27 protein-coding genes are annotated in these 26,406 nt (G+C 62.8%); 11 read left to right on the top strand and 16 right to left on the bottom strand.

Going from position 1 to position 26,406, the window contains the following annotated elements; all coding sequences use genetic code 11:
• Positions 1-437 precede the first annotated feature (437 nt).
• On the top strand, positions 438-1,175 hold the full coding sequence (locus tag AAGS40_RS23995; RefSeq protein WP_345815486.1) for a metallophosphoesterase: 738 nt from the start codon (positions 438-440) through the stop codon (positions 1,173-1,175).
• A gap of 52 nt (positions 1,176-1,227) precedes the next feature.
• Here the strand turns inward: AAGS40_RS23995 and AAGS40_RS23990 are convergent, their stop codons facing one another.
• On the bottom strand, positions 1,228-1,929 hold the full coding sequence (locus AAGS40_RS23990; RefSeq protein WP_345815484.1) for an RES family NAD+ phosphorylase: 702 nt from the start codon (positions 1,927-1,929) through the stop codon (positions 1,228-1,230).
• Positions 1,926-2,363, bottom strand: coding sequence for an MbcA/ParS/Xre antitoxin family protein (locus AAGS40_RS23985; protein ID WP_345815482.1), 438 nt, complete (start codon positions 2,361-2,363; stop codon positions 1,926-1,928). Before AAGS40_RS23985 ends, AAGS40_RS23990 begins: the two co-directional genes overlap by 4 nt.
• 111 nt (positions 2,364-2,474) lie before the next feature.
• On the opposite strand from AAGS40_RS23985, the gene AAGS40_RS23980 reads away from it, so the two are divergent.
• Complete coding sequence (locus tag AAGS40_RS23980; RefSeq protein ID WP_345815480.1) at positions 2,475-3,143, top strand: hypothetical protein; 669 nt, start codon at positions 2,475-2,477, stop codon at positions 3,141-3,143.
• A gap of 57 nt (positions 3,144-3,200) precedes the next feature.
• On the opposite strand, the gene AAGS40_RS23975 is transcribed toward AAGS40_RS23980, so the two are convergent.
• The gene (locus tag AAGS40_RS23975; protein WP_345815479.1) at positions 3,201-4,052 is read right to left on the bottom strand and encodes a LysR substrate-binding domain-containing protein; all 852 of its coding nucleotides are present in this window, start codon (positions 4,050-4,052) and stop codon (positions 3,201-3,203) included.
• Positions 4,053-4,152: 100 nt separating this feature from the next.
• On the opposite strand from AAGS40_RS23975, the gene AAGS40_RS23970 reads away from it, so the two are divergent.
• On the top strand, positions 4,153-4,536 hold the full coding sequence (locus AAGS40_RS23970) for a tautomerase family protein (RefSeq protein ID WP_345815477.1): 384 nt from the start codon (positions 4,153-4,155) through the stop codon (positions 4,534-4,536).
• 221 nt (positions 4,537-4,757) lie between these two features.
• Here AAGS40_RS23970 and AAGS40_RS23965 read toward each other — a convergent pair whose 3' ends face one another.
• Positions 4,758-5,552, bottom strand: coding sequence for an SDR family oxidoreductase (locus AAGS40_RS23965; protein WP_345815475.1), 795 nt, complete (start codon positions 5,550-5,552; stop codon positions 4,758-4,760).
• Between the two features lie 249 nt (positions 5,553-5,801).
• On the opposite strand from AAGS40_RS23965, the gene AAGS40_RS23960 reads away from it, so the two are divergent.
• Complete coding sequence (locus tag AAGS40_RS23960) at positions 5,802-6,638, top strand: TOBE domain-containing protein (RefSeq protein ID WP_345815473.1); 837 nt, start codon at positions 5,802-5,804, stop codon at positions 6,636-6,638.
• 190 nt (positions 6,639-6,828) lie between these two features.
• Here AAGS40_RS23960 and AAGS40_RS23955 read toward each other — a convergent pair whose 3' ends face one another.
• On the bottom strand, positions 6,829-7,530 hold the full coding sequence (locus AAGS40_RS23955; RefSeq protein WP_345815471.1) for a phosphatase PAP2 family protein: 702 nt from the start codon (positions 7,528-7,530) through the stop codon (positions 6,829-6,831).
• 376 nt (positions 7,531-7,906) lie between these two features.
• Here AAGS40_RS23955 and AAGS40_RS23950 point away from each other — a divergent pair, with 376 nt between their 5' ends.
• Entirely contained in the window at positions 7,907-9,100 is a 1,194-nt protein-coding gene (locus AAGS40_RS23950; RefSeq protein WP_345815469.1) for a PHB depolymerase family esterase, read from the top strand.
• A 107-nt stretch (positions 9,101-9,207) separates the two neighbouring features.
• Positions 9,208-9,384 (top strand): DUF3563 family protein, encoded by a 177-nt coding sequence (locus AAGS40_RS23945; RefSeq protein WP_345815467.1) that lies wholly within the window; start codon positions 9,208-9,210, stop codon positions 9,382-9,384.
• 137 nt (positions 9,385-9,521) lie between these two features.
• Here AAGS40_RS23945 and AAGS40_RS23940 read toward each other — a convergent pair whose 3' ends face one another.
• The 7 genes from AAGS40_RS23940 to AAGS40_RS23910 all read right to left on the bottom strand — a co-directional run bounded on the left by AAGS40_RS23940 (position 9,522) and on the right by AAGS40_RS23910 (position 15,368).
• Positions 9,522-9,980 carry a TspO/MBR family protein gene (locus tag AAGS40_RS23940; RefSeq protein WP_345815465.1) on the bottom strand — a complete coding sequence of 153 codons (459 nt, stop codon included), beginning with the start codon at positions 9,978-9,980 and terminating at the stop codon, positions 9,522-9,524.
• Between the two features lie 48 nt (positions 9,981-10,028).
• The gene (locus tag AAGS40_RS23935) at positions 10,029-11,528 is read right to left on the bottom strand and encodes a deoxyribodipyrimidine photo-lyase (protein WP_345815463.1); all 1,500 of its coding nucleotides are present in this window, start codon (positions 11,526-11,528) and stop codon (positions 10,029-10,031) included.
• Positions 11,529-11,808: 280 nt separating this feature from the next.
• Positions 11,809-12,228 (bottom strand): organic hydroperoxide resistance protein, encoded by a 420-nt coding sequence (locus AAGS40_RS23930; protein WP_345815462.1) that lies wholly within the window; start codon positions 12,226-12,228, stop codon positions 11,809-11,811.
• 170 nt (positions 12,229-12,398) lie between these two features.
• Positions 12,399-12,851, bottom strand: coding sequence for a MarR family transcriptional regulator (locus AAGS40_RS23925; RefSeq protein ID WP_345815460.1), 453 nt, complete (start codon positions 12,849-12,851; stop codon positions 12,399-12,401).
• Positions 12,852-12,990: 139 nt separating this feature from the next.
• Positions 12,991-13,797 carry a BPSS1780 family membrane protein gene (locus AAGS40_RS23920; protein ID WP_345815458.1) on the bottom strand — a complete coding sequence of 269 codons (807 nt, stop codon included), beginning with the start codon at positions 13,795-13,797 and terminating at the stop codon, positions 12,991-12,993.
• The gene (locus AAGS40_RS23915; RefSeq protein ID WP_345815457.1) at positions 13,788-14,783 is read right to left on the bottom strand and encodes a homoserine kinase; all 996 of its coding nucleotides are present in this window, start codon (positions 14,781-14,783) and stop codon (positions 13,788-13,790) included. The genes AAGS40_RS23920 and AAGS40_RS23915 overlap by 10 nt, the downstream gene beginning before the upstream one ends.
• A 189-nt stretch (positions 14,784-14,972) precedes the next feature.
• Positions 14,973-15,368 (bottom strand): hypothetical protein, encoded by a 396-nt coding sequence (locus AAGS40_RS23910; protein WP_345815455.1) that lies wholly within the window; start codon positions 15,366-15,368, stop codon positions 14,973-14,975.
• Between the two features lie 210 nt (positions 15,369-15,578).
• Here AAGS40_RS23910 and AAGS40_RS23905 point away from each other — a divergent pair, with 210 nt between their 5' ends.
• Positions 15,579-17,105: an AMP nucleosidase gene (locus AAGS40_RS23905; protein WP_345815453.1), complete on the top strand. Its 1,527-nt coding sequence runs from the start codon at positions 15,579-15,581 to the stop codon at positions 17,103-17,105.
• A 41-nt stretch (positions 17,106-17,146) separates the two neighbouring features.
• Here the strand turns inward: AAGS40_RS23905 and AAGS40_RS23900 are convergent, their stop codons facing one another.
• Positions 17,147-17,677: a chromate transporter gene (locus AAGS40_RS23900; RefSeq protein ID WP_345815452.1), complete on the bottom strand. Its 531-nt coding sequence runs from the start codon at positions 17,675-17,677 to the stop codon at positions 17,147-17,149.
• A complete protein-coding gene (locus AAGS40_RS23895) occupies positions 17,674-18,243 on the bottom strand; it encodes a chromate transporter (protein ID WP_345815451.1) in 570 nt (189 codons plus the stop codon). The genes AAGS40_RS23900 and AAGS40_RS23895 overlap by 4 nt, the downstream gene beginning before the upstream one ends.
• A gap of 96 nt (positions 18,244-18,339) precedes the next feature.
• Here AAGS40_RS23895 and AAGS40_RS23890 point away from each other — a divergent pair, with 96 nt between their 5' ends.
• Complete coding sequence (locus AAGS40_RS23890; RefSeq protein ID WP_345815449.1) at positions 18,340-19,272, top strand: transcriptional regulator GcvA; 933 nt, start codon at positions 18,340-18,342, stop codon at positions 19,270-19,272.
• Between the two features lie 11 nt (positions 19,273-19,283).
• On the opposite strand, the gene AAGS40_RS23885 is transcribed toward AAGS40_RS23890, so the two are convergent.
• Positions 19,284-20,027, bottom strand: a complete 744-nt coding sequence (locus AAGS40_RS23885) for a TIGR00730 family Rossman fold protein (protein ID WP_345815447.1) — start codon at positions 20,025-20,027, stop codon at positions 19,284-19,286.
• A gap of 1 nt (position 20,028) precedes the next feature.
• Here AAGS40_RS23885 and polA point away from each other — a divergent pair, with 1 nt between their 5' ends.
• The 3 genes from polA (at position 20,029) to AAGS40_RS23870 (ending at position 25,302) form a co-directional block, all read left to right on the top strand.
• Entirely contained in the window at positions 20,029-22,770 is a 2,742-nt protein-coding gene (polA, locus tag AAGS40_RS23880; protein ID WP_345815446.1) for a DNA polymerase I, read from the top strand.
• A gap of 192 nt (positions 22,771-22,962) precedes the next feature.
• On the top strand, positions 22,963-24,309 hold the full coding sequence (locus tag AAGS40_RS23875) for an NAD(P)/FAD-dependent oxidoreductase (RefSeq protein WP_345815444.1): 1,347 nt from the start codon (positions 22,963-22,965) through the stop codon (positions 24,307-24,309).
• 120 nt (positions 24,310-24,429) lie between these two features.
• Complete coding sequence (locus AAGS40_RS23870) at positions 24,430-25,302, top strand: dienelactone hydrolase family protein (RefSeq protein WP_345815442.1); 873 nt, start codon at positions 24,430-24,432, stop codon at positions 25,300-25,302.
• A 95-nt stretch (positions 25,303-25,397) separates the two neighbouring features.
• Here AAGS40_RS23870 and AAGS40_RS23865 read toward each other — a convergent pair whose 3' ends face one another.
• Positions 25,398-26,267, bottom strand: coding sequence for a sulfurtransferase (locus AAGS40_RS23865; protein WP_345815441.1), 870 nt, complete (start codon positions 26,265-26,267; stop codon positions 25,398-25,400).
• Between the last annotated feature and the right edge of the window lie 139 nt (positions 26,268-26,406).

The raw sequence follows: 26,406 nt of genomic DNA, 5'->3' as shown, positions 1-26,406 counted from the left end.
GGACGCTAGTCTCCGGCAATGGGCTTGCGCACCGCTTTCAGTTGAAAGCGGATTGGCAGGCGGCGCATGTTTTTGTTGCGTGCGCTGACTGAGCGACTCGGTAAAGTGCGAGCCCTTCGGCGGACGGTCGACGGCTCCGCGGGGCTGTCGATATTCAGCTTTACTGAATAAAATGGCGTGGGATGGTCAGAGCCGCTTGCTGCGGTTCACGAACCTGCGCGTACAGCGATTCGCTGATCGGCAGTTCACCGTCGCGGTGATCCGCCTTCAATCGGCAAATCAGCAATAGCGACCGCTTCGCGCAACGCCCGCCCGGTAATCACTACCACGCAAAGTCGAAACCTGGCGCGGTAGTGCGCGGTTTTGACTTAACTTGACGCCCGGATAAGATAGGCACCCCGCATACACACTCTTGTGCGCGGCACTATCATTAACGAATGGCCACCGTACTTTCCAACTCCGTCCAACATCATGCTGCCAATGTGGCAGGCCGCGACTTCGTCGTCGGTGATCTGCATGGCTGCGTTGATGCGCTGCGCTATCTGCTGAGCGACATTGCGTTCGATCCGGCGCGCGACCGCCTGTTTTCGGTCGGCGATCTGGTCGATCGCGGCGAGCATTCCGAACAGGCACTGGCGCTGCTGGCCAAGCCCTGGTTTTTCGCCGTGCTCGGCAATCACGAAGACGCATTGTGCTCCGTCGCCGAAGGCCGCTTGCGGCGGCAGTGGTGGTATGGCATTGGCGGCGCGTGGGCCGCCGCGCTGTCCGACGAACGTCTGCAGCACTATGCCGACCATCTGCGCACGCTGCCGCTGGTTCGCGTGGTGGGCAGCGGCAAGGAACGCTTCAACGTTTTGCATGCCGAATTTTTTGGCTCCGACGCTGAACTTGACGCAGGCAACTACTCCGCCGAGGTCCGGCAGCAACTGCTGTGGGGTCGAGAACTGGCCATTGGCAACGGTGATCCGCGGCGTCAACGCGGTCTTTCGCTCACGTATTGCGGTCATACGCCGGTGCGCGACATCCAGCAGATCGGCTCGCAGATTTTCATCGATACCGGCGCGTTCGGGCCAGGCGGCAAGCTGACCATCGTCGAGCCGCTGGCGCTGCGCCGCTGGTCCATCTCCGTCGACGAAGCACGCGCGGAAGGCGCAGCGGAACTGGCGCTGCCTTGACAGCGCGCGGGCGTCGCCCACCTTTCGCGCCCGTTCGGCGCCGCGCGGGCCTTCAACCCACCTGGCTTAGCTCGAACACCATGTCGATGCTGCTGCCATTCCAGTTGTATTCCAGATACGCTGCGTGATGGCAGTCGCGCAGCAGCCTCGTGCTAAATGCGGCCAGGCATTCGCCGCCGTCATCCCGCACAGACGGATAGGCGATGCCCGGCGCGCCTCCTTCGCGCGCCGCGCGGCCAAGCGCCTGGCCGGCCAGGTAATCGTCCGGTGAGAGCACGGAGGGATCGAGCGACGCGTCGTTGCGAAGATCCACCACCTCGCCTTGCGCGACGACCGTATAAAGCCGCATCTGCTGACGCGTTGGCGGTTCGGCCGTGGCTTCGAGAAATTTGCCAGTGTGATAGCGCGTTTCAGCGATGGCCGTGGCGCGCGAGCGCGCGCAATAAAACACGCCGAAGGTGCCGTCCGAGAAGCGGCTGCCGAGCGGATTCAGATGCGTCAGCGCAGCCATGATCGGGCCGTAACCTGTTCCGAAGCGGCGCTCTTCGCGCGGCACGAGCTCCAGTTCGCCTACCTCGGTGCGCAGGCGGTCGTTAGTCATGGCCTCGAGCGCATACAGGGCGTCGAAATCTTCTGGCGAAGCGACCCGGTCGAACAGATTGACGGCGGGAAAACGGGTTGGAATCACCCGGTAAGCGGGCGCCCAGTCGAGCGGCGCGGTACGCCAGCGGTTCTGCCATTGCGGTTGTGTCACGCCCAGCCGCCTCGCATTGCGTCGAGATACTGGCGCACGGCCACGAGATCACTGACGTTGCCGGCCAGCATGCGGTCCAGCGCGCGGCGGCCGCCAAACGGCGCTGCGCTGTTGGGGCGCTTGAGCCAACTGTCGGCGGCGCTGGGTTGCGGCAGCAAAATCTGCAGCGCCTTGTAGATGCCGAGCAGCAGCGACAGACGCTCTAGCGTGTCACGCCCAAGCCTGGCCGTTTCAGGTGCCGACTTCCACTTGAAATAAGTGGAGCGGCCCGGTGAGCCGAGCAACACGATCTGCTCTTCGGCACTGAGGTCCCAGTCGCGGGCAATGTTGAAGAATGCGCGCAATCCTGCTGCGGACATGTCTGAAAGCGTGGGCGCCGAGACCGGCTGGCGGCCGGGTAGGTCAGGCTGGGGAGCGCGAGCGGCGTGAGCCATGATCGAATAAGTCCTTTTTTGTACTTGGTGATGAATATAGTCTATAAATGGATTTTTGCAAGGGAATATAATCCGGGCTCGTCATGAGCAAGAGATCAGGAGATGCAGCAGATGTGGGTTCGAGCAGTCGCAGCGGCGGTGGCCGTATGGTGTGCATCGAGCGCGGTGACAGCCGCGGAATACAGCGAAGTGTGGAATCCGCCGGAAGCAGCCGGGCACGTTGGGAAACATTCGAAACAAACCACGGGGGGCGCGATCGGTCAGTCCGGCGCGGGTCATCATGCCGCTTCCAGGACAGCGGCGCATGCAGGCTCGAAATCAGGCTCCAGAGCGGTGGCACAGCATGTCGCGGGCACCAGGCACCCGTCGCATTCGGCGCGGAACGTCGCGGCGGCATCTAACGGCAAGACTGCGCATGGTCAGGTGAAGACGGTGGCGGGCAAAGCCGCTGCGGCGAATCCGAATGCGACCAAGGCTAAGCCGAAGGCCGCGCTCGTGGTGCAAAGCAAGAAGCCGCATGCGCAATTCGCGCAAAGCAGGGCATCTCAAGGCAAGGTGGTGCATGCGAATTTCGTACAAGGCCGCAGCGCCCGTGCGCAGACGGTGAAAGTCGCCGCGAAAAGCACGGTGGGCAAACCGGCGGCGCCTCACGGTACGACGACGGCCGCATCCGCAAACGTTGGCGCGATGTCGTCAGGGGCGGTTGCGGCGCATCCGGCTACATCCAGTACCGATCCCGCGACCGCGAGCAGCGGGTCGCTGCCGCCGATCCTTCACTGACCGGGCGTCGACGCGCTCTTCATTGCCGCAGTGGTGCGCGGTGCGGCCGATCGGCATTCAGTTCGAGGCGAGTGCATTCGTCACTAGCCGCAGCGTTTCCATCGACCGTTTGTCTCTCACCCGCGCGTGCAACGTGACGCGCGACGCCGGCAATGCCGGCAAGCCTAGCCGCGCACCGACGTCGATCAGACCGCGCGGCGCGACGCGGCGCGCCAGCGGTGAGACCGCCAGCCCTGCCGCCACCGCCGCCCCGACCGCGGCGACACCTCCACCCACGAACACTTCCTGCCAGGCAACGCCCGCGCCGGCGAGCGCCTGCAGCGCCACGTCGCGCACATTGCACGGCGAAGCGAGCAGCGCGAGCGCCAACGGCTCGCCGGCGCGCGGCGACCAGTCCGGCGTGGCAAGCCAGCCGAGCGGCTCGCTGAACAGCACCTGTGCGTCGTCGCGCGGCGGCTCGTCCGCACCGTAGCGCACGATCACGGCGTCGAGACGGCGCTCGTCGAACTGGGCGAGCAGCGCGGCGGACAAGCCCATATGCAACTCCACGACGAGGCCGGGATCGTGCGCATTCAGGCGCGCGAGCAGAGTCGCTAGGTCCGGCCCGGCGACGTGCTCGCTCAGTCCCAACGCCAGCCGCCTGCGCTCCACCGACAACGACCCGAGCGCGCGCTCATGCGCGTTCAGCAGATCGCGCGCGGCGCTGAGAAACGCGTTGCCGTCTGCGGAAAGCCGCACGACGCGTGGCGTGCGTTCCAGCAACTGCTTGCCCAGATGCGCTTCCAGCCGCTTGAGCTTCAGGCTGACCGCGGACTGCGTGGTGTCGAGCGCCTCGGCGGCGCGCGTGAAACTGAGCAGGTCAGCTACCAGCACGAAGGCGCGGACGGCATCCAGATCGAGCACTTTCATTTCATTTGAAAATGGATGAAATATCTCATGATATCTTTTTATTATGACTGCGTGCGCTTAAGCTGTGCTTACCTAATCAACACCGAGAAGGAGTTTCATCATGCCGCTCACCCGGATCGCGCTGCGCGCAGGCAAGTCCGACGAGTATCGCAAGGCGCTCACTGAAAGCATTCAACGTTCGCTGGTGGACACATTTAATGTCCCTAAAGACGACATCTTCATGCTCCTTACCGAGCACTCAGCGAGCAATTTCGTGTACGACCACCAGTATCTGAACGTGCAACGCAGCGATGAACTCGTGATGATTCAGATCACGCTGAATAACACGCGCACGCTGGAGCAGAAAAAGGCGCTCTACGAGCGTATGGCGAATGAGCTGGCGGAGTCGCCCGGGCTGCGACGGGAAGACGTGCTGATTAATCTCGTCGAGGTACTGAAGGAAAACTGGTCGTTCGGTAATGGCATTGCGCAATACGCGCTTTGATCTGGCTGCGGCGGGGCTGCGGCCGCGGTTGCGCTTGCGGCCGGATGGGGAGGCACCTGTGCTGCGGCTGGAGCTAGAGAGGCGCGTGCGACGGGTGCGCCACTAACGTCAAGAAGTCGGGCGGCCGGCAGCGCAGGCCGAAGCCACTGCCGCCGGCCGTCCAGCGTCTGCCGACCGTCCGAGCGCTCATCCTCCTTCGATGCGCCGGACGCACGCCGCCGTTACGCGATCGTGTCGATCACGCCGCCGTCGACGCGCAGCGCCGCGCCGGTGGTTGCCGAAGCCTGCGGCGAACACACATAGACGACCATGTTCGCGACTTCCTCCGTACTAGCCGCGCGCTGGATGATCGAGCTGCTGCGATGCTCGCGGACGAACTCCGTGGCGACCTGTTCGACGGTCTTGCCCTGTTCTTTCGCGGTGTCCTCCACCATCGAGCGGAAGCCGTCGGACAGGGTCGGTCCGGGCAGCACCGAGTTGACCGTCACCCCGCTGCCCGCCGCGTATTTGGCGATGCCGCGTGCCACGCTCAACTGCGCCGTCTTCGAGAAGCCGTAGGCGAGCATGTCGGGCGGAATGTTCAACGCCGATTCGGACGAGATGAACACCACACGTCCCCATTTGCGCTCCATCATTCCCTTCAGATAGTGGCGCGTGAGCCGCACGCCCGACATCACGTTGATCTGGAAATAACGTTCCCAGTCGTCGTCTGTCGTGCTGAAGATGTCGCCGGGTCCGAATACGCCCAGGTTGTTCACGAGAATGTCCACGTGCGGCACGGCCTTCGCGAGTGCGTCGCAGCCCTCCGGCGCGCCGAGATCGCCGGCGAAACCACGCAGTTTTGCCTGTGGCGCGCTTTTGCGGATCGCGTCGATCGCGCGGTCCACGGCCTCCTGCTTGCGTCCATTGATGATGGTCTCGGCGCCCGCCGCGGCGAGACCTGTTGCGATGGCGAGTCCGATGCCGGCCGTGGACGCGCTGACAATGGCGGTCTTGCCCGATAGATCGAGATTCACTGGCTTGCTCCTTTCGAGGTGGCGGCGCGCGGCGCATGGGTGGCCGGTCGCGCCGGAAATGCCAAGAACAGCTGGATGGTCAATGCTTTGAGTTCAGGTGTCGCAAAGTATTGCATCTATCGCGTGGAAAAGCAGGGAGCGCGGCACTTGCGCATCGGGCGGGGCTCGCATTCGTGAGGCGACGGCGTATATGATGCGTTGTCCTTTGCCATCCGTCTCGACTGAACACGCGTCGAGCGCCATATCGCCATGACTTCCGAACGCGCCGATCCTTCTCACGGTCCACTCGAACTCGGTGGCTCCGTCTGGTTTCAGGCGGGTGCGCACACGCTCGGCGGCGCGTCGCGGATCGCGCTGCTCGCGGCAATTGGCGAAACCGGCTCGATCACGAGCGCGGCGAAGGCGGTCGGCATCAGCTACAAGGGCGCGTGGGACGCCGTGGATACGATGAACAATCTCGCTGGCGAACCGCTTGTCGTGCGACTGACCGGCGGCAAAGGCGGTGGCGGCACCACGCTCACGCCACGCGCGATCAGGCTGATCGAGACGTTTCGCGCAGTGGAGCGCGAGCATCGGCGCTTTCTCGAACGGGCAGGCGCGGCGATCGAAGGCTTCGCGACGGATTGGGATCTGATTGGCCGCATAGGTGTCAAGACGAGCGCGCGTAATCAGCTCTACGGCACGGTGTCGTCGATCACGCGCGGCACGGTCAACGACGAAGTGTCACTGGCGCTGCCCGGCGGTCACGCGATCGTCGCCGTCGTCACGCATGACAGTACCGAGGCGCTGGGTCTTGCTGTGGGCGCGGCGGCGTTCGCGCTGATTAAGGCGTCGTGGGTCGTGCTGCTGGTCGACGGTGACAACGGCGCGCCACTGAAACTGTCCGCGCGCAACCAGTTGCGTGGCATCGTGCAGAGCGTCAAGCGCGGCGCAGTCAACGCCGAGGTGACGCTCCTGCTGGACGGCGGCGCGGTGATTGCCGCAGTGGTCACGAACGAAAGCGTCGACACGCTCGGACTCGTTGAAGGCGGCAATGCCGTCGCGGCATTCAAGGCGTCGAGTGTGATTCTCGGGGTGAAGGACTGAGGCGGTGACCACGTGCCCGAAGATCGGCGCTTTGCTTGTCAACGCTCGCTGTGCAGCGGGTTAGCGAATGCCTGACCCGGCCGCCCGCGGCCATCGCGCCCGAAAGGGCCATGCTTGCCACGGCTGAAAGCAAACCGGCTAAGGTGACGGCGCCATTCGTTTGGCGCCAGAGGACCGAGCGAGAGAACGGTTACGCGTGCGCCGAGTCGCTCGGCGTCAATGTGTTGCGGGTTTGAGAGAGCGGTGTGGCAGCCGGACGGGCGTTGCGCAGGGCGTGCCACCTGGCGCGGATAAACGGCCGGTCATGGCCCGACACTTTCAGCGCAATATGCGTGACCCAGCGTTGGGTGGGCACGTGCACGCCGTGCATCAACAAGGCGAGCACCAGCATGCTGACCGTTACCGGCAGCGCCGACAGCTTGCCCGGCTCGGCGTTCCACGCCATCCGCACGAAAACGAGCGCTGCAAGCGCCCCGACGAGACAGCCTGTAATGGCTTCAGACGGCGAATGCGCGCTCAATACCACGCGCGACAGCCCCACCGCGATCCCCGCGGCGAGGCCGAGCAGTACGCCGGCGAGCCGGAAAGCAGGCCGCGCAGGCAACAACACCAGGAACAACGCGACCGGGTAGACGGCCGTGGACAGCATCGAATGTCCACTGACACCCGTGAAATCCAGCTCACGCACGCCCACGCCCCAGCCGAGAAAGGCCAGTTTCGTCACCGTGACGATGCCGATCGCCGCGCCGAGCAGCGCCAGCCAGGCCGCCGCCATGCGCCAGCTATAGCCGACCGCCAGCCAGAGTGCAATCGCAAACGCGATAGGCAGCGTCATGCCGGCGCTGCCGAGGCTGGTAATCGATAACCACAGGTGGGTAGACAAATCGGGCATAGCGAAAGCGCGACCAGTGCCGCTGGAATTGGGTGGGTGGCAATTCAACGCGCGTGCAGCAAGTTTCGCCGACGCCGCGCCGTCCCGGCGCGTTTGTGAATTACCCTTAAGTATAGACTCGGGCCGGTAACAGGGTTTGGCGCGCGCGACGGTTTCTGCCTCCGAACGTGGGTCGGCGAACACGCTTCGCCCCCGCTTCCAATGCGCTGTACGGCCGTCTCGCGCCGATCAGAAACGCGTTTGCGGCACGGCAATTTGCTTGCGAAACGTCTCGGCGGCATCCAGCATCGCATAAGGATTGGTGTTATTGTGCATTGCACAACAAAGTACCGTTCAATGCGAATGGACCCGTCCCTTTTTGCGAGGTTATCCGCCGATGGCAAAAAGTCTATCGAAGATCTGGCTGCGTGGCCTGAAGCGTCTGCTGACCATCCAGTCTGAACAGGCGCGCAAGACCACCCGCCGGTCGGCGACCCGCCCCGCGCGTCCCGCCACCCCCAAGCCTTCAACCAAAGCGCGTCCTGCCAAGCCGGCGGCCGTCGTGCGTGCTTCCGCGAAGCGCGAAGCGCCGCGCGTCGTTCGAGAGTCGCGTGTGCGTCCGCGCGCGTCGGCGTGGACGAGCGGTGCATGGACACGCTCGTTCCACTCGGCGCCCGCTGCGCCGGGTCGGCTCGTCAACCATCTGCAATACGGGCTGTACCTGCCGTCGGGCCATGCGCACGAGGCCATGCCGCTTGTCGTGATGTTGCACGGCTGCACCCAGTCGATCGACGAATTCGCCGAAGGCACGCGGATGAACGTGCTCGCCGATCGTTACGGATTCGCCGTGGTCTATCCCGAGCAGTCCAAACACGTGCACTCGCATCGCTGCTGGCATTGGTACGACGCCGGCGAGAGCGCAGGCGGTGCGGAGGCCAAGGCAATCGTATCGCTCGTCGATGCGCTGATTGCGCAATATGGCTTCGACAGCGAACGTGTGTATGTCGCCGGCATTTCCGCGGGTGCGGGGCTGACGGCGCTGCTCGCGTTGACCTATCCGGAGCATTTTGCGGCGGTCGCGTTGCATTCTGGCCCCGCATTCGGCGAGGCCCGCAGCGGTATCGCGGCGATGGACGTCATGCGGCGCGGCGCGCGGCGCGAACCGGCCGAACTGGTCGACGAGGCGGTGGACGTCGCTCAATATCCGGGCATGCCCGCCATCATTTTCCATGGCGACGCCGATCATGTCGTCGCGCCGGTCAATGCGGATCAACTGGCGGTGCAATTCCAGCGACTGAACCGCATCGTCGACGCAAATGGCGTGCGCAGAGCCGGCGAGGTGCGGGAAGAGCGTAAAAACGGTGTGGTAACGCGTGATTTCGTGCGCGGCGGACGGCGCGTGGTGCGGCTGTGCCGAGTGCAGGGCGTCGGCCATGCGTGGAGCGGCGGCGACGACGCCGTCCCGTTTCATTCCGCCAAAGGCCCGGACGCAAGCGCGCTGATATGGGAGTTCTTCCGGCACCAGCGCCGCACGGGAGCGGGCCGGGTCGCCGAGAGCGTCGCCACAGAGGGCGCCGCGGCCGCGCGTTGACGCAGGAACAACGCTCGAATATTGATCACTGGCATCGATCTAGGGTTTTCCCTATAATACGGGTTATCCCTTAGGCGTTAACGCCTAACTCTATTGCGAGGTCGACCATGTATCTGCTCAGCCGTCTGTTCCTGTTCCTGACCAAGTCCCCCGATCAACTCGCGAAAGAACGCGCTGACGCGTTCCTCGCGGAAGCCACCGATCTGTACGACCTGGAATTCCGTATGCGCAAGCTGGATCGTGAAGCAAACATCCGCAAGCCGTCGTGGATGAGCCAGCATTAATCTCTTGGTGAGTTATTGAGGTCAGCATTCAAACATCGGCGGGTTGTGAAACGCCGGTGTTCGGGTGAGGCGCCGAGTCGTCGCTTATGCATTCCGTGGTCTGCGCTACGTCCGCCATTGCGCACCGCGAGTCTCAGCTAGGCAGCCGGATTCAATTGCCAGAGCGCGTGGTTCAACACCGCGGCGAACGCCACCCAGCCGACATAAGGCACTAGCATCGCGCCGGCCCACCGGTCCCGTCGCCAGAAAGCGAACGTCAACCCGACGATCAGCACCAGCAACACCACAATGTCGACCAATGCCGCCGCCGGTCTGTGCAGACCGAAGAAGAGCCACATCCAGGCTGCGTTGAAGAACAGTTGAACGACCCACACTGCGATCGGTACGCTAAGGCCGCCGCTTTTCCATACGCGCCATGCGGCGATCGCCATCAGCACATAAAGTGCGGTCCACGCAGGCGGGAAGAGCCAGTTCGGTGGATTGAACGCGGGCTTGTTCAGCGCCGCATACCACGCATCCGGCAAAAACTGGCTGGCTGTTCCCGCAGCAGCCAGCGTTAAAAGCAGAAATGCAAGTAGTGACGGCCAACGGCGCATCGTTGCGTCTCCCTCGAATGGTTCAGTCGAAACTATGTAAGCCGGCGCTCACTTTCCAAAACGCGCCAACGTACGCGCGCGCGCCATCGCATGATCGACAATGGGTGCCGGATAGTCCTTACCCAGCACCACGCCAAATTCCTTCAGACGCTCCGCGCCCGCCAGCCACGGCGCATGAATCCATTTCGCCGGCACTTTGTCGAGTTGCGGCAAGTAGCGCTTAATGAAGCGTCCTTCTGAATCGAATTTTTCGGATTGCGTGACCGGGTTGAAGATCCGGAAATAGGGTTGCGCGTCGCAGCCGGTGGATGCCGCCCATTGCCAGCCGCCATTGTTCGCTGAAAAATCGAAGTCGTTGAGCAACTCCGCGAAGTAGCGCTCGCCGAGCCGCCAGTCGACGCCCAGATCCTTCGCCAGAAAACTCGCGGTCACCATGCGCAGCCGGTTGTGCATATAGCCGGTGGTATTCAACTGGATCATCGCAGCGTCGACCAGCGGGTAACCGGTGCGGCCTTCGCGCCACGCGGCGAAGGCTTCGTCGGCTTCCTTGCCTTGTTCCCAACGCAGCCGATCATATTCTTCCCTGAACGACGCGCCGGCCGCCAGCTTCGGATGATGCGACAGCACCATGAAGTAGAAGTCTCTCCAGATCAACTCGGAGAGCCATGTTGCCGAGCCCTTGCCGTCCGGCTGCAACGACATCTCATGCGCGAGCCGCGCGAGCGTGCGGATTGAAACCGTGCCGAAGCGCAGATGCATCGACAGATAGCTCGGCCCCTTGGCCGCAGGGAAGTCGCGACGATCGGCGTAGCTGTCGATGCGCGTCATGAAGTCGTCGAGCAGATGCTGCGCGCCGCTCATGCCCGTGGGTAATTTCAGATCGGCCAGATTGCTCGGCGCGAAGCCGAGTTGTTCGAGTGTCGGCAGATGGCGCTTTATCCGGCGCGGCAGCGCGGCCAGGCTTTTCACATACTTCTCGACGGGATACGGCTTCAGGTCGAACGCCGACAATTGCTTGAGCCACGCGTTCTTATACGGTGTGAACACGGTGAAGGGCTTTTTTTGACCGGTCAGCACTTCATCACGCTCGAAAATTACCTGATCCTTGAAGCTCAGCAACTGGCGTCGCGCGTCAGTGAGATGCGCGCGCACGGCCTCGTCCCGCTCGATCGCGACCGGCTCGTAATCGTGATTGGTAAAGACCGCGTCCACGCCGAGGTCGGCAGCGAGTTTGGGAATCAGGTCCACGGGGTTGCCGTGCAACACGATCAGACCGCCGCCGCTTGCGCGTAACGCCTTGTCCAGCTCTTCGAGCGCGCCGAGGATGATTTCGACACGACGATCCTGCGGTGTCGTGTCCGGATGCCGGCTCTGCCAGGTTTCGATCAGCGGCGCGAGGATCGTCGTGTCGAACACGAACACGCACCACACGCGCTCGCAGTGCTTCAGTGCGTAGTAGAGCGCGGCGTTGTCCGTACTTCGCAGGTCGCGGCGAAACCAGACGAGACCGGTGTCGAAGTTGTCGTCCAGGCGGCGGGGGCTTGTCATCGGAAACCGTTGATCGTGAAGAGTGGTGATGCGTTGTAACGTCAGGCCAAGATAGTACTCAAAGTGCAAGCGGTCCGGTACATGACGCCGAGTCGTCACGCTTCTCGACACCGCGGTCGCACGTTGCGTGCCTTGGTGGTTTTGTTATGGATTGCGTAGAGTCTGCAAAGCACAACGCCCGCCCCTGCAGGGCAGGGCGCGGGCGCGGTTCATCATGACGCGGATTTTGCGTGCGGCGGGGTGCTCAGCCGCGACATCAACGCTTCAATCCGATCGCAACTTAGGCGACTTGTAGACGCACGTCGACGTTGTTGCGCGTGGCGTTCGAGTACGGGCACACCACGTGCGCTGCATCGACAAGTTCCTTCGCTGCTTCAGGAGCGAGACCCGGCAGGGACACGCGCAGATCGATATCCAGTGCGAAACCGCCGTTGTCGTTCGGACCGATGCCAACTTCAGCCGTCACTTGCGTGTCAGCGGGCAACGTCTGCTTGCGCTGCCCGGCAATGAACTTCATGGCGCTCAGGAAACACGCCGAGTAGCCGGCCGCGAACAGTTGTTCCGGATTCGTGCCTTGCGCGCCGTTGCCGCCCAGTTCACGCGGCGCTGCCAGTTTCACGTCCAACGCATTGTCCGACGATACTGCGCGGCCATCACGGCCACCGGTACTGGTTGCGCTTGCCTTGTAGAGAATGTTCATGATGCTCGTTCCTTATATCTGGGTTGTCAGGATGTGCATGCTTGCCGCTGCCCGCTTGCCTCGTGGGCGTCGCGCATTGGAGCGGCATGTCCATTAAGATAGTACACAAATCATTTGTGTGCAAATGAAATTTGAAATGGATTCGATAGGCGGCTTGGCCGACCCGCAGGTCAGTGGTCCATGTAGTCGTTTAGCGTGGTGCGCAAACGCGTCAGATCGTCGCGCAGACGCAGCAGGAATTCAGGCGTCTGTTGCGTCGCGCAGAAAATCTCCGCGGGGATTTCGCGCGCCTGGCGTCTGAGCGCGGCACCCGCCTTCGTCAGGCGTATAAAGACGAGCCGCTCGTCCTCGACGCCGCGTACACGTTCCAGCAATCCCTGCGTTTCGAGCCGCTTGAGCAGCGGCGTGACCGTTGCCGGATCGAGGTTCAGGCGCGCAGACATATCTTTGACCGTGACGTTATCGCCTTCCCACAAGACCAGCATCGTCAGATATTGCGGGTAGGTCAAACCGAGTTTGTCGAGTAGCGGCTTATACGCTTTGGTCATCGCAAGCGATGTCGAATAGAGCGCGAAGCAGAGTTGCTCGTCGAGCGTGTAGGGCAAAGCGGGGCGCTGGGTCATGATGCATCTCGTCCTGAAGAGCGCGCAAATGGATTGCACGCAAACCATTGTGCCGCAAATCGGCACGAGATGACGAGGTGAGTGCGGGAACGGCGCTCACGCAGCAGCTCCCGCGACAGCGGAACAACAGAGGGAGCCGTCAGCCCGCCGGGGTGGTCGGCAGGTCCGGTGCCTGAGGCGTTTGCACGCCGAAGCAGCCGCGATACGTCGCGTAGAACGAGCAGTAGAGCATGGTGGTGACGATCATCGTGGCCGGCATCAGGATCGCGAACGCGAAGTCGCCGACGCCGAGCGCCTGCATTACCGCAGACAGGCCGATCGACACCGTGGTCGCCACCGCGAACCACAGCGCGCCGAACACGATGAACGCGTTACGGTTGCGCCAGCAACTGACGACGCTGAAAAACATCGCTTTGACCGGTGGCACGTCATGCCATGCAACGAGAATGGGCGAGAACCAGAACAGCATGGCCACTGGAATGTAGAACGCGAACGCTGTCACGACCGCGAGCGGAATGTTGCTGTTGGCAATTGCGTCGGCATCCAGATTCGCGCCGCCGAGCATCACCTTGAGCAGCATCCCGCCGTCCGCGAGCGCCGAGCCGGCGAGCACCAGCGCCATTGATACGACGTAGAGCGCGCCAAGCAACACCAAACGTCGCGCGACCACCGGCCCATAGGTGTGGAAACCGTCGGCCAGAATTGTCGGGAACACCGGTTTGCCCGCAATCGTATTGCGGCACGCCGCCATGAAGCCGACCGCCACACCCGGAATGAACATGAGCGGCAGCACGCCGCCGATCACCGGAATCTGCGAGATCAGCGTCATGATCAACAGATAGGTGAAGAAGAGCGTCAGAAACGCGAGCGGGTTTTTGCGGAACAGCCAGATACCCTGCCGGAACCAGACATAGCCGGTTTTCGCGGGGACTTCGATCAGTTGCATGAGTGATGGATGCCTGGAAGTGCGACGCCAGCGAGGCGTTCGCGCAGAATGCGTTCGAAATGGCCGGGGTCGTGCGGCTTGAGCAGTTCGGCCGCGCGCGGCAGGTGAAAATCATACAGGCGCGAGACCCAGAAACGGTATGCCGCCGCACGCAGCATGTCGCCCCAGTGGCAGTTTTCTTCCGCCGTGAATGGGCGCACGGTTTGGTAAGCGCGCAGCAGCGCCTCGGTGCGCTCACGGTTGAGCTTGCCGGTGTCGAGATCGATACACCAGTCGTTCACCGTCACCGCCACATCGAACAGCCATTTGTCACAGCCGGCGAAATAGAAGTCGAAGAAGCCGCCAAGCCGCACTTCGTGGCCTGTGTCCGGCGCGGCGTGCGCGAACATCGCGTTGTCGCGGAACAGATCAGCGTGGCATGGCCCTTCAGGCAAGGCGGCGTAGTCGGCCGATGCAAAAAATGCCTGCTGATACGCCAGTTCCGACACGAGCAGGTCACGCTGCTCGCCTTCCAGAAACGGTAGGAGGGTCGGCACCGTTTCCTTCCACCACGGCAGGCTGCGCAGATTCGGCTGGTAGGCCGAATAATCGCGCCCGGCCAGGTGCATGCGCGCGAGCATCTGCCCGACCTCGATGCAGTGCTCGACGCGCGGCGCCAGTTCCGGCGCGCCTTCGAGCTTCGTGACGATGGCCGCAGGCTTGCCCTGTAATGTGCCGAATAGCGCGCCATTTGCGCGCGGCATGGGATCGGGCACCGGCACGCGGTGCGCCGCGAGATGCCGCATGAGGTCGAGATAGAACGGCAGTTGCTCAGCCGTCAGCTTTTCGAAAATCGTGAGGACGTATTCGCCGCGCGTCGTCGTTAGAAAAAAGTTGCTGTTCTCAATACCGGAGGAAATGCCGCGAAACTCGATCACCTCGCCGAGATCATAGTGGCGCATCCATTCTGCTAGTTGGGGTTCGGTGACAGCGGTGAAGACAGCCATGCGGGAAGCGTCGGATCAGGTTGGTCGGGCTGGCGCTCGGGCGGCCAGTACGTAGGGCAAATGCAATGTGCGCAGGAGAAAGCACAACGGAAAGCGCAACGGAAAGCGCAACACATTGCGCGGCGGCGCGCGGCGGCACGCGGGGGCGGACGGCGCGGCGATGGAACGCCGCTGCCGCGCCAGCGTACATCAGTAAGCGAGATTCACCGACGGCAGGCGCGTGCTGGCGCGGCCGTTGTCGCGAACCTGAGGCGACGTGTCGAGCGGCGCACTCATCTGGTAACGCGTGCCGAGGTTCGAATGCACGTTGATTTCAACGGGCTTGCCCTTGTCGCGGTATTCGGTGATTTCCGTGCCGTTCGTGCTGCGCTCGTAGAAGCTCGGCGTGCGCGGAACGTTAATGTCGACCTTCGAGCTGACCTCGGCGGCCGGCCGATTGATTTTCTCCAAGTCTGGCAGACCGGCCCGTTCATTGGCGGACTGCGGCGCGCCAGCGGGCGGAGTGTCATCGACAGGCTGGGCAGCCATCGCGGCGTTGCCAAAGGCGAGGGCCAGTGCAACGGCGACGGGAAGGAGCGGCTTCATGGTGATTCTCCAAAATGGTGCCCCGATTCTAGCAAATCCAGCCTGGCTCACAGACACGATCGGGTGCGACAGCCTTATTTTGCGCCGCTTTCGCACGACGCGTCGGCAAACTTCGACGTGCTGTTGCAACGGGTGGAACAAACAGGGAGCGGTCATTTGGCGTTCGCGGGTTCCGTGGTAATGTCGCCTCATGAATAGGGGCAAATGAAGATGAACAACGATACCAACCAACGCGTGGTGCAAATGCCCACGAAGAGCTTCCCGACCGAATCGTTCGACGACGCGGCCGAGGCCGTCACCTGCCTCTCCGCGATCTACGAAGCGAACACCTCGTTCCTGCGCGACGCGTTCGCGCGCTATCGTCGCAACGAGCAGTTCGCGAGCCGCGTGCGCGCGTGTTATCCGTTCGTGCGCGTCTGCACCGAGGTCAACACGCATATCGACTCGCGCCGGTCGTACGGTTTCGTCGCAGGGCCGGGCGTCTTCGAAACCACTGTCACGCGGCCGGATCTGTTCGGCAATTACTATCGTGAGCAATTGCGCTTGCTGGCTAAAAATCATCACGTGAAAATTGAAGTGGGCGTGTCGAACCAGCCGATTCCCATTCACTTTGCGTTCGCCGAAGGCATTCACCTGGAAGGCGATCTGGATCGCGAGCGCCTGTTCCTGATGCGCGACGTGTTCGACACACCGGATCTCGCGCTGCTCGACGACCGCATTGTTAACGGCACCTACGAACCGCAGCCCGGCGAGCCGTTCCCGCTCGCGCTGTTCACGGCGGCACGGGTGGATTTTTCGCTGCATCGGCTCAAGCACTACACGGCTACGTCGCCCACGCATTTCCAGAACTACGTGCTCTACACGAACTACCAGTTCTACATCGACGAATTCGTGAAACTCGGCCGTACGATGATGTCCCATACCGACGACGAAGCACTGCGCGAGTATCGCAGCGAGTACACGTCGTTCGTCGAACCGGGCGACGTGATCACGTACAACGAAAACCTGGGCGATCAGGAGCAGGAAGGCACTGCGCCGCCGCGTCTGCCGCAAATGCCCGCGTATCACCTGAAACGCGCGGACGGCAGCGGCATCACGATGATCAACATCGGCGTCGGCCCGTCGAACGCGAAGACGATTACCGATCACATCGCCGTATTGCGGCCGCATGCGTGGATTATGCTCGGCCATTGCGCGGGGCTGCGCAATACGCAGCGTCTCGGCGACTACGTGCTCGCGCACGGCTACGTGCGCGAAGACCATGTGCTCGACGCCGATTTGCCGCTGTGGGTACCGATTCCGGCACTCGCAGAGGTGCAGGTGGCGCTGGAGCGTGCGGTTGCACAGGTCACGCAGCTCGACGGCGTCGAATTGAAGCGCGTGATGCGCACCGGCACGGTGGCGAGCGTGGATAACCGCAACTGGGAATTGCGCGATCATCGCGAGCCGGTGCAGCGTTTGTCGCAAAGCCGCGCTATTGCGCTCGATATGGAAAGCGCGACGATTGCCGCGAATGGTTTCCGCTTCCGCGTGCCCTACGGCACGTTGCTGTGCGTGTCGGACAAGCCGCTGCACGGCGAACTGAAGCTGCCCGGCATGGCGGACCAGTTTTATCGCGCACAGGTCGACCAGCACCTGCAGATCGGCGTGAAGGCAATGGAGTTACTCAGGATGAACGGCCTGCATCGTCTGCATAGCCGCAAACTGCGCAGCTTCGCCGAAGTGGCGTTTCAGTGAGTGTTGCCGGTCGAGCGCAAGGCGCGAGCTGCGCCTTGCGCTCACATCTGCCCGAACCCTGTCAGCCCGATCAGGCTTCCCGCCGCCAACAGCCAGAGCGGGTGGATCTTCGTTTTTAGCGCCAGCACAGCGGTGAACGCGGTGATCGCCCACGCAATGGCAGTCGGATCGGACGCCCTCGCGATGAGCGCCGCGCTGGCCGCGACAATGCCGGCCGTCACGGGCACGAGACCCCGTTGCGCATAAGCCCGCCAGGGGCGGTCCTTGAAGCGATCCCACGCGTGCAGCGCGAGCACCGTCACGATCGACGATGGCCCGAACTTGGCCACCGACGTCACCAGCATGCCGGACCAGCCGGCCACGTGCCAGCCGATCAATGTGACGATCATCAGATTCGGTCCAGGCGCCGCTTGTGCAAGCGCGAACAGCGCGCTGAACTCGCTCGCGGGCATCCAGTGATGCACATCCACGACCTGCCGCTGCATCTCCGGGAGAATCGTGTTTCCGCCGCCGAAGGCAAGCAGCGACAACTGACTGAAAATGACGGCGAGGGAAACGAGCGTGTCGTTCATCGTGCGCTCCTCGACGCAATGTAGATACTGACCGGCGTGAGCACGAGCATGGTGGGCAGCAACGGCCAACGCATGACAGCGATCGCGACGAACCCGAGCACCGCGATGAGCGCGCCCAACGGCCTGTTGCGCAACGGCAGCACGATTTTGACGGCCATCGAGATCAGCAGCCCGGCAGCCGCGGCCGCCAGTCCCGCAAAAAGATGACGCACATGCGGGTCGTTCTGCGTGTTTTCATACAGCACGCCGAGCCCGATCACCACTAGCGAAGGGCCGGCAATCAGCCCGAGCAAACCCGCCAATGCACCACGCACGCCGCGAAACCGCATGCCCATTGCCACCGACAGATTGATCACATTGCCGCCTGGCAGGAATTGGCACAGCCCGAGCAGATCCGTGAATTCCTCGGCGCTTAGCCAGCGGCGCCGCTCGACCAGCGCGCGCCGCGCGAGGGGCAGCGCGCCGCCAAATGAAATCAGTCCGAGGCCAAGGAAGCCGCTGAAGATTTGCCGCACGGTGGGTGTCGGCGCCAACGCAGGCTCGGCAGAGGTGAGATCGTGGTCCATAGTGTTCAGCGTCAGGTCAAGAGGAGGAGGTTAGCGCCGATCCGCTGCTGGACAAAACGATTTTTGAGCCTGCGCTTGTGATCTAGAATCACAAGCATGGCCCGTACTCTTCCTCCTTTTCCGGCGCTGCGCGCATTCGAGGCCGCTGCAAGGCATGAAAGTTTCACTGCGGCGGCGGCTGAATTGCATGTGACGCACGGTGCAATCAGCCGGCAAGTCGCTGCGTTCGAAATATGGCTTGGCGTGCGGGTATTCCAGCGTCGTGGCAAGCGTGTGCGTCTGACCGACGACGGCCGCCGCTATCTGTCCACCGTGCAGGCGGCGTTCGACAGCATCGCGCTTGCCACCGACCAGTTGCGCGATACCGGGGTAGTTCATGTGCTGCGCGTGAACGCGTTGCCCACCTTCGCGATGAAATGGCTGCTGCCGCGCCTGCATCAATTCCAGCGCAAAGTGCCCAATGTCGAATTGCGTTTGTCGACGTCGAACGCGCCGGTCGAATCGCTGGACAGTTTCGACGTGGCCGTACGGCGCGGTCCGGCGCATTGGCCGAACTGCGTGAGCGGTCATTTCCTCGGCGAGAGCGAGATCCCGGTGTGCAGTCCGGCGCTTTTGCAACGCTCGCCGATTTTGGCGCCCGACGACATCGCGAAGCACGTGCTGCTGCATTCCGACACGCGGCCCGACGCCTGGCGCAACTGGCTGCAGGCAGCGGGCGTGACGGCGAAGTGCCGGAAGAAACAGTCGTTCGACCATTTCTATCTGGCGTTGCAGGCAGCGGTGGACGGGCTCGGCGTGGCCCTTGGGCCGTTGCCGCTGCTCGCGGATGAACTCGCGTCGAAACGGCTCGTCTTGCCGCTAATGGGCCCACGCATCGATGCACGCGGCTACTGGTGGGTGGCAAGGCGCGAGGTCGCGCAGGCGCCGCTCGTCGCACAGTTTTGCGAATGGCTGCAACAGCAGGGCGACCAGACCGATGAAACAGGAACGGGCGGTCTCGAAGAAGCCGCCCGCCAGATCACGCGCTAACTGCTCGAACGTTACAGGTAGAACATCCGGTCTTCGTCCGACTTGGTTGGCTGCGGCTCCGCCTCTTCACGATCTTCGTAGAACTTGAGCACCGCTTCGAGCACCTGATCCGGGTCGTCGATTACCTGCATCAGATCCATGTCGGTCGGATTGATGAGGCCCATGGGCGTGAGCGAGTTCTTGAACCACGCGAGCAGACCTTCCCAGAATTCGGCGCCCACGAGAATGATCGGCACGTGGCGCGACTTTTTGGTCTGAATCAGCGTGAGCACTTCGGCCAGTTCGTCCAGCGTCCCGAAGCCGCCCGGCATCACGATCACCGCGTCCGAGTTCTTGACGAACGTGACCTTGCGCGTGAAGAAGTGACGAAAGCGCAGCGAGATGTCCTGCCACTGATTGCCCGATTGCTCGTGCGGCAGTTCGATGTTCAGGCCGACCGAGGGCGCCTTGCCTGCATGAGCACCTTTATTGGCCGCTTCCATGATGCCGGGGCCGCCGCCGGAGATGACCGCAAAGCCTGCGTCCGACAGCTTGCGAGCGATCTGCGTGGCGAGTTTGTAGTAAGGCGAGGCCGGTTTCAGGCGCGCCGAACCATAGATGCTGACAGCCGGGCGAATCTCCGAGAGGTACTCGGTCGCCTCGATAAACTCTGCCATAATCGTAAACATCTGCCACGAAGCGCGGGCCTTTTTGGCCGTTGCGCGCTCTTGATCTGCGAGTGATCGCAGACTCGGAATCACTTTTCTCTTAGTCATAATGCCTGAAGAACGAAGCCTTGAAGGTAAGACCCTGCTATTGGTCGACGGTTCGAGTTATCTGTACCGGGCCTACCATGCGATGCCTGATCTGCGCGGACCCGAAGGCGGACCAACGGGTGCGCTGTATGGAATGATCAACATGCTTCGGCGCATGCGCAAGGAAGTCACAGCAGAGTATAGCGCGTGCGTGTTCGACGCCAAGGGCAAAACGTTTCGCGACGACTGGTATCCCGACTATAAGGCGAACCGCCCCGCTATGCCCGACGATCTCTCGCGGCAGATCGAGCCCATTCACGTCGCGGTGCGCGCGCTCGGCTGGCCGTTGCTGATGATCGAAGGCGTGGAAGCGGACGACGTGATCGGCACGCTCTCCACCGAGGCGGAAAGGCGCGGCATGAACGTGATCGTGTCGACCGGTGACAAGGATCTGGCGCAGCTTGTGTCGGATCATGTCACCCTCATCAATACGATGACGAACGAAAAACTCGACCGCGAAGGCGTCATTGCCAAATTCGGCGTGCCGCCTGAGCGGATCATCGACTACCTTTCGTTGATCGGCGATACCGTCGACAACGTGCCGGGCGTCGAAAAGTGTGGGCCGAAAACCGCACAGAAGTGGCTCACCCAATATGACTCGCTCGACGGCATCGTCGCACATGCCGGTGAAATCAAAGGTGCGGTAGGAGACAATCTGCGCCGTGCGCTCGATTTCCTGCCCATGGCGAAGAAACTGGTCACGGTCGAGCGCCATTGCAATCTGACTGGCCATCTCGTGTCGATCGAAGAGAGTCTGCAAAGCCGGCCGGAGTCGCGTGAAGAACTGCGCGACGTGTTCACGCGTCACGGTTTCAAAACCTGGCTGCGCGAAGTGGAGATTGCCGACGCGGTGGAAGGCCCCGAAAACGACGTGCCGCCCGCGCTCAACGTCGATCAGGAACGCCACTACGAAACCGTGCAGACGTGGGAGCAGTTCGACGCGTGGCTGGAAAAAATCAACGCGGCAGAGATCACGTCGTTCGATACGGAGACCACGTCGCTCGATCCCATGACCGCGCAGATCGTGGGGGTGTCGCTGTCGGTCGAGGCCGGGCGCGCGGCGTACGTGCCGGTTGCGCATCGCGGTCCCGACGCGCCGGAACAACTGCCGCGCGACGAAGTCCTCGCCAGACTCAAGCCCTGGCTCGAAAGCGCCGCGCACAAGAAGGTCGGCCAGCATCTCAAATACGACGAGCAGGTGCTGGCGAACTACGGGATCGAAATGCGCGGTATCGAGCACGACACGCTGTTGCAGTCGTACGTGCTCGAGTCGCATCGTCCCCATGATATGGACAGCCTCGCGCTGCGCCATCTCGGCGCGAAGACAATCAAGTACGAAGAGGTCGCGGGCAAGGGCGCATCGCAAATCGGTTTTGACGAAGTGCCGCTCGACAAAGCCGCCGAATACGCTGCGGAAGACGCCGACATCACGTTGCGTCTGCACCAGGTGCTATATCCGCAAGTGGTTGCGGAGAAAGCGCTGGAGCACGTGTATCGCGATATCGAAGTGCCGACCTCGCGCGTGCTGCGCAAGATGGAACGCACGGGCGTGCTGATCGACACGGAAAAGCTGCGCGCGCAAAGCAGTGAAATCGCCGCGCGTCTGATCGAACTGGAAAGCGAAGCGTATGTACTCGCAGGGGGCGAATTCAATCTCGGCTCGCCGAAGCAGATCGGCCAGATCTTCTTTGAAAAGCTCGAATTGCCGGTGGTGAAAAAGACGCCGAGCGGCGCGCCGTCCACCGACGAAGAAGTGCTGCAAAAGCTCGCCGAAGACTATCCGCTACCCAAGATCCTGCTCGAACATCGTGGTTTGTCGAAGCTGAAGTCCACCTACACGGACAAGCTGCCGCGCATGGTGAACGCCAGCACGGGCCGCGTGCATACGAATTATGCGCAGGCCGTCGCGGTCACGGGGCGTCTCGCATCGAACGATCCGAACCTGCAGAACATTCCCGTGCGAACCGGCGAAGGCCGGCGCATTCGTGAAGCGTTCATTGCGCCGCCGGGCCATAAGCTCGTGTCCGCGGACTATTCGCAGATCGAATTGCGGATCATGGCTCACATTTCCGGCGACGAATCGCTGCTGCGTGCGTTTTCGCAAGGCGAAGACATTCACCGCGCGACGGCCGCCGAAATCTTTAGCGTGACGCCGCTCGAAGTGTCGAGCGATCAACGGCGTGTGGCGAAGGTCATCAACTTCGGCCTGATATACGGGATGAGTTCGTTCGGCCTTGCCGCGAATCTCGGCATTACGCGCGACGCGGCCAAGCTCTACATCGACCGCTATTTCGCGCGTTATCCGGGCGTTGCGCAATACATGGACGTGACGCGTGTCAGCGCCAAGGCCAAAGGCTACGTGGAAACCGTGTTCGGCCGCCGGCTGTGGCTGCCGGAAATCAACGGCGGTAATGGTCCGCGCCGTCAGGCCGCCGAGCGCGCCGCGATCAACGCGCCAATGCAGGGCACCGCGGCCGACCTGATCAAACTCTCGATGATCGCCGTGCAGAAGTGGATCGAAGAGTCGAAGATCGGTACGCGCATGATCATGCAGGTGCACGATGAACTGATTCTTGAAGTGCCTGACGAAGAGCTGTCCGACGTGCGCAAACGGCTGCCCGAATTGATGTGCGGCGTCGCCGACCTGAAGGTGCCGCTGGTTGCCGAGGTGGGCGCGGGGCACAACTGGGAAGAGGCGCACTAAAGACACGCGCTTGCTGGCGGCGGGCGCACGGGCGATATCGTCGTTCGCATGCCACCTATGCTCGATGATGGCTTGTGACAACCTGTACTGCTCACTGACAATCGTCGAACAGACGGCGCATCCGGGTTGCATTCCGGTAGCATCTGAACGCGCCGTCACGACGCACAACCATCGGCAAACACGGAGAGTTCAATGCATCGTTTTATCGTCGTTGGTGGAGGCGCGGGGGGACTCGAATTGGCCACGCGTTTGGGCGATCGCTACGCACCTCACAAGAACAAAGGCGGCGCTCGCGCGCAAGTCACGCTGGTCGACCGTAACCCAACGCACATCTGGAAGCCGCTGCTGCATGAAGTGGCGGCCGGCAGCATGGACCCGTTCACACAGGAACTCGAATATGCGGCGCAGGCGCGCTGGCACGGTTTCGAATTCCAGCAGGGTGACCTGAGCGGGCTCGACCGCGCGAACAGGCGCATCACGATCAGCACCGTGCTCGACGACGACGGCGCCGAGCTGCTTCCCGAACGCGAACTGGAGTACGACACGCTGGTTATCGCGATCGGCAGCACGACAGCGTTTTTTGGCGTGAAGGGTGCGCCGGAATTCTCCCTCGCGCTCGACACGGTCGGTCAGGCGGAGCGCTTTCGCAAGCGTTTGATCGCGGCGTGCATTCGCGCGGAGCATCAGGTGCACGAGCCGGTAGAAGCGATGCGCGGCACGACCTCCACCGAGCCGCGCATTCAGGTGGCGATTGTCGGCGGTGGTGCGACGGGCGTCGAACTGTCGGCGGAACTGCGCAACACGGCGCAGGTGCTGTCCGCTTACGGCCTGCATAAGCTCGATCCGCGGCACGACGTCGGCATCGTGCTGATCGAAGCCGGGCCGCGCATTCTGCCGGCGCTACAGGAGCGCGTGTCCACCGCGACCGCCGAACTGCTGACCAAACTCGGCGTGAAGCTGATGACCGGCGAGACGGTGGCCGAAGTTGCGCCTGGCGTGATTCGTACCGCGAGCGGCACGACGGTGCGCGCCGATCTGACCGTGTGGGCGGCGGGCATCAGGGCGCCTGCCGTCCTGAGTCAGCTCGACGGCCTGCCGGTCAACCGGCTCGGTCAGCTCGAAGTGCGCCGCACGCTGCAAACCACCGTCGACGACAACGTTTTTGCACTTGGCGATTGCGCAGCCTGTCCGTGGCCGGGCAACGAGCGAAACGTGCCGCCGCGCGCGCAGGCGGCTCACCAGCAGGCCAGCTTTCTCGTCAAGGCGTTTGCCGCGAGGCTCGACGGAAAGCCGCTGCCGGAATTTACCTATCACGATTTCGGCTCGCTGGTGTCGCTCGGGCATTTCAGCGCCGTCGGCAATTTGATGGGCGGCGTGATTGGCGGCAACATGCTGATCGAGGGACTGTTCGCGCGTTTCATGTATATGTCCTTGTACCGGCTGCATATCGCCGCGCTGCATGGCTACGCGCGCATGGTGCTCGACACGTTTGCGCACTGGCTGCGGCGCACCACGCTGCCGCGCGTGAAGCTGCACTGAGACGCTGCGGCGCTGGTGTGGCGCTGCTGTGGCGCGGAACGTTGCATCTGCAACAGGATGCGCGGCTAGCGTATGCTGTTGCCTCACATGTCACCGAGCCGTTCAACCGTGGAGCGCCGCATGCTGAAACCTGAGATCGACAGTCTCGTCCCGCACGTTCCGTTTAATCGCCGCACGTTCATGAAGGCCGCGCTCGGCACCGGGTTCGCCGCGGCCGTTCTGCCGGTGTCGGCACAAACCATTCATACCGACAGCAACGGACTCGAAGCCGGCGAAGTGGCCTTTCGTTCCGGCGACACGCTGGTACCGGCCTATCGTGCGCAGCCGGAAGGCAAGACTCATTTGCCGGTGATCATCGTCATCCATGAAATTTTTGGCGTGCACGAGCATATCGCCGACGTCTGCCGGCGCTTCGCCAAACAGGGTTATCTCGCGATCGCGCCGAATCTGTACGAGCGGCAGGGCGATCCGACCGTCTATACGAGCATGCAGCAGTTGAACGAACAGCTGGTGAGCAAGGTGCCGGACGAGCAGGTGATGCAGGACCTGGACGCCGCGGTTGCATGGGCCGGCGAGCATGGCGGCGATGTGAAACGACTGGGCGTGAATGGCTTCTGCTGGGGAGGCCGGATTGCGTGGCTCTACGCGGAACACAATCCGCACGTGAAGGCCGCGGTGGCCTGGTATGGTCGCGTGACGGGCGCGAAGAACGCGATGACGCCGTCCAATCCGCTCGATCAGGTGGCGGATCTGCATGCACCGGTGCTGGGCTTATACGGGCTGCAGGACCAAAGCATTCCGCAGGACACGCTGGAGCAGATGAAAGCGGCCATCGCGCAAGGTCCGCAAGCGGGGCGTGGTTCGCAATTCGTCGTATATAACGACGCAGGGCACGCGTTCTTCGCCGATTACCGGCCGAGCTACAAGAAACAGGATGCCGAGGACGGCTGGCGCCGCGCACTCGTGTGGTTCAGGCAGCACGGCGTGGCGTGAGACAGCCGCGCGTTCGTGTTCGCCGGATGAGGAAAGCCGTTGCCGCTTCATAGCGGCAACGGCTTTTTGCAGTCCGGTCGCGTTGGAGATGCTGGTCAGGGATTGGCGCCGGTGGCGATCGGCCGCTTCGGATCGGCGCTCCATTCACTCCACGATCCCGCATACAGCGCGGGGCCGTGCAGGCCGGCCACTTCCATCGCCAGCGCGTTCACGCAGGCGGTGACGCCCGACCCGCACTGCAGCACTACGTGCTCCGGCGGCGTGTCGCCCAGTAGCGCATGAAATTCCTCGCGTAGCGTGTGAGCCGGCTTGAAACGCCCGTCGGAAGTAAAATTGTCTTTGAAAAAGCGGTTCAGCGCGCCCGGGATATGACCGCCGACGCGGTCCAGCGTCTCGTTCTCGCCGCGGTAGCGATCGTTTGCGCGCGCATCCACGACCACGCGTTCCTTCGAGCCGATATTTCGCTCGACCGTCTGCGCGTCGACAGTAACGGCGAGCGGCGCGCCGGCCTTGAAGTCGCCGGTGTTCTGCGCGGGCACGTCCTGCGTGAGCGGCAGTCCCGCGGCCTGCCAGGCTTGCAGGCCGCCGTCGAGCACCGCCACCGCGTCGTGACCGAGCCAGCGCAGTAGCCACCAGGCGCGCGCCGCGTACATGCCGCCCTGCGAGTCATATGCAATCACCTGCTGACCCTGCTTCAACCCGCGCGACTCCAGCGTTTCGACCAGACGCGCGCGATCCGGCAGCGGGTGGCGTCCGTTCGTGCCGCTCTTCGGGCCCGACAGATCGCGATCGAGATTCAGATAGTGCGCGCCGGGCAGATGCCCCGCCAAATAAGCCTTTTCACCCGCTTCCGTGTCGGCCAGATCAAACCGGCAGTCGATCAGAAAAACGCTGCCGGGCGCGGCGCTCAGGCGGTCGGCGAGGTTCGCCGCGGAAATGAGGGTGGTGTAGTGAGTGTGGGCCATGACGTCTCCTCGATACGGGCGATGGTGCCGTGCTCCGGCGCTTGCGTCGGATGGCGTTGCGCACGGACGGCCGTGCTGCCCAGGTAGCAGGTAGTCTAAACAAAAAAAGACGGGCCGAGCCCGTCTTTCCGTGTACTGC

It is taken from the genome of Paraburkholderia sp. PREW-6R (assembly GCF_039621805.1).
In the GTDB taxonomy this organism is placed as follows: domain Bacteria; phylum Pseudomonadota; class Gammaproteobacteria; order Burkholderiales; family Burkholderiaceae; genus Paraburkholderia.
The sequence above is the reverse complement of the archived record's forward strand: the minus strand, read 5'-3'. Positions and strand labels throughout refer to the sequence as shown.

Bases quoted from the DNA above. Each gene is read 5' to 3' on its own strand.
- AAGS40_RS23995 (WP_345815486.1), top strand. From the start codon at position 438: ATGGCCACCGTACTTTCCAACTCCGTCCAACATCATGCTGCCAATGTG.
- AAGS40_RS23985 (WP_345815482.1), bottom strand. From the start codon at position 2,363: ATGGCTCACGCCGCTCGCGCTCCCCAGCCTGACCTACCCGGCCGCCAG.
- AAGS40_RS23980 (WP_345815480.1), top strand. From the start codon at position 2,475: ATGTGGGTTCGAGCAGTCGCAGCGGCGGTGGCCGTATGGTGTGCATCG.
- AAGS40_RS23975 (WP_345815479.1), bottom strand. From the start codon at position 4,052: ATGAAAGTGCTCGATCTGGATGCCGTCCGCGCCTTCGTGCTGGTAGCT.
- AAGS40_RS23970 (WP_345815477.1), top strand. From the start codon at position 4,153: ATGCCGCTCACCCGGATCGCGCTGCGCGCAGGCAAGTCCGACGAGTAT.
- AAGS40_RS23960 (WP_345815473.1), top strand. From the start codon at position 5,802: ATGACTTCCGAACGCGCCGATCCTTCTCACGGTCCACTCGAACTCGGT.
- AAGS40_RS23955 (WP_345815471.1), bottom strand. From the start codon at position 7,530: ATGCCCGATTTGTCTACCCACCTGTGGTTATCGATTACCAGCCTCGGC.
- AAGS40_RS23950 (WP_345815469.1), top strand. From the start codon at position 7,907: ATGGCAAAAAGTCTATCGAAGATCTGGCTGCGTGGCCTGAAGCGTCTG.
- AAGS40_RS23945 (WP_345815467.1), top strand. From the start codon at position 9,208: ATGTATCTGCTCAGCCGTCTGTTCCTGTTCCTGACCAAGTCCCCCGAT.
- AAGS40_RS23940 (WP_345815465.1), bottom strand. From the start codon at position 9,980: ATGCGCCGTTGGCCGTCACTACTTGCATTTCTGCTTTTAACGCTGGCT.
- AAGS40_RS23935 (WP_345815463.1), bottom strand. From the start codon at position 11,528: ATGACAAGCCCCCGCCGCCTGGACGACAACTTCGACACCGGTCTCGTC.
- AAGS40_RS23930 (WP_345815462.1), bottom strand. From the start codon at position 12,228: ATGAACATTCTCTACAAGGCAAGCGCAACCAGTACCGGTGGCCGTGAT.
- AAGS40_RS23925 (WP_345815460.1), bottom strand. From the start codon at position 12,851: ATGACCCAGCGCCCCGCTTTGCCCTACACGCTCGACGAGCAACTCTGC.
- AAGS40_RS23920 (WP_345815458.1), bottom strand. From the start codon at position 13,797: ATGCAACTGATCGAAGTCCCCGCGAAAACCGGCTATGTCTGGTTCCGG.
- AAGS40_RS23915 (WP_345815457.1), bottom strand. From the start codon at position 14,783: ATGGCTGTCTTCACCGCTGTCACCGAACCCCAACTAGCAGAATGGATG.
- AAGS40_RS23910 (WP_345815455.1), bottom strand. From the start codon at position 15,368: ATGAAGCCGCTCCTTCCCGTCGCCGTTGCACTGGCCCTCGCCTTTGGC.
- AAGS40_RS23905 (WP_345815453.1), top strand. From the start codon at position 15,579: ATGAACAACGATACCAACCAACGCGTGGTGCAAATGCCCACGAAGAGC.
- AAGS40_RS23900 (WP_345815452.1), bottom strand. From the start codon at position 17,677: ATGAACGACACGCTCGTTTCCCTCGCCGTCATTTTCAGTCAGTTGTCG.
- AAGS40_RS23895 (WP_345815451.1), bottom strand. From the start codon at position 18,243: ATGGACCACGATCTCACCTCTGCCGAGCCTGCGTTGGCGCCGACACCC.
- AAGS40_RS23890 (WP_345815449.1), top strand. From the start codon at position 18,340: ATGGCCCGTACTCTTCCTCCTTTTCCGGCGCTGCGCGCATTCGAGGCC.
- AAGS40_RS23885 (WP_345815447.1), bottom strand. From the start codon at position 20,027: ATGACTAAGAGAAAAGTGATTCCGAGTCTGCGATCACTCGCAGATCAA.
- polA (WP_345815446.1), top strand. From the start codon at position 20,029: ATGCCTGAAGAACGAAGCCTTGAAGGTAAGACCCTGCTATTGGTCGAC.
- AAGS40_RS23875 (WP_345815444.1), top strand. From the start codon at position 22,963: ATGCATCGTTTTATCGTCGTTGGTGGAGGCGCGGGGGGACTCGAATTG.
- AAGS40_RS23870 (WP_345815442.1), top strand. From the start codon at position 24,430: ATGCTGAAACCTGAGATCGACAGTCTCGTCCCGCACGTTCCGTTTAAT.
- AAGS40_RS23865 (WP_345815441.1), bottom strand. From the start codon at position 26,267: ATGGCCCACACTCACTACACCACCCTCATTTCCGCGGCGAACCTCGCC.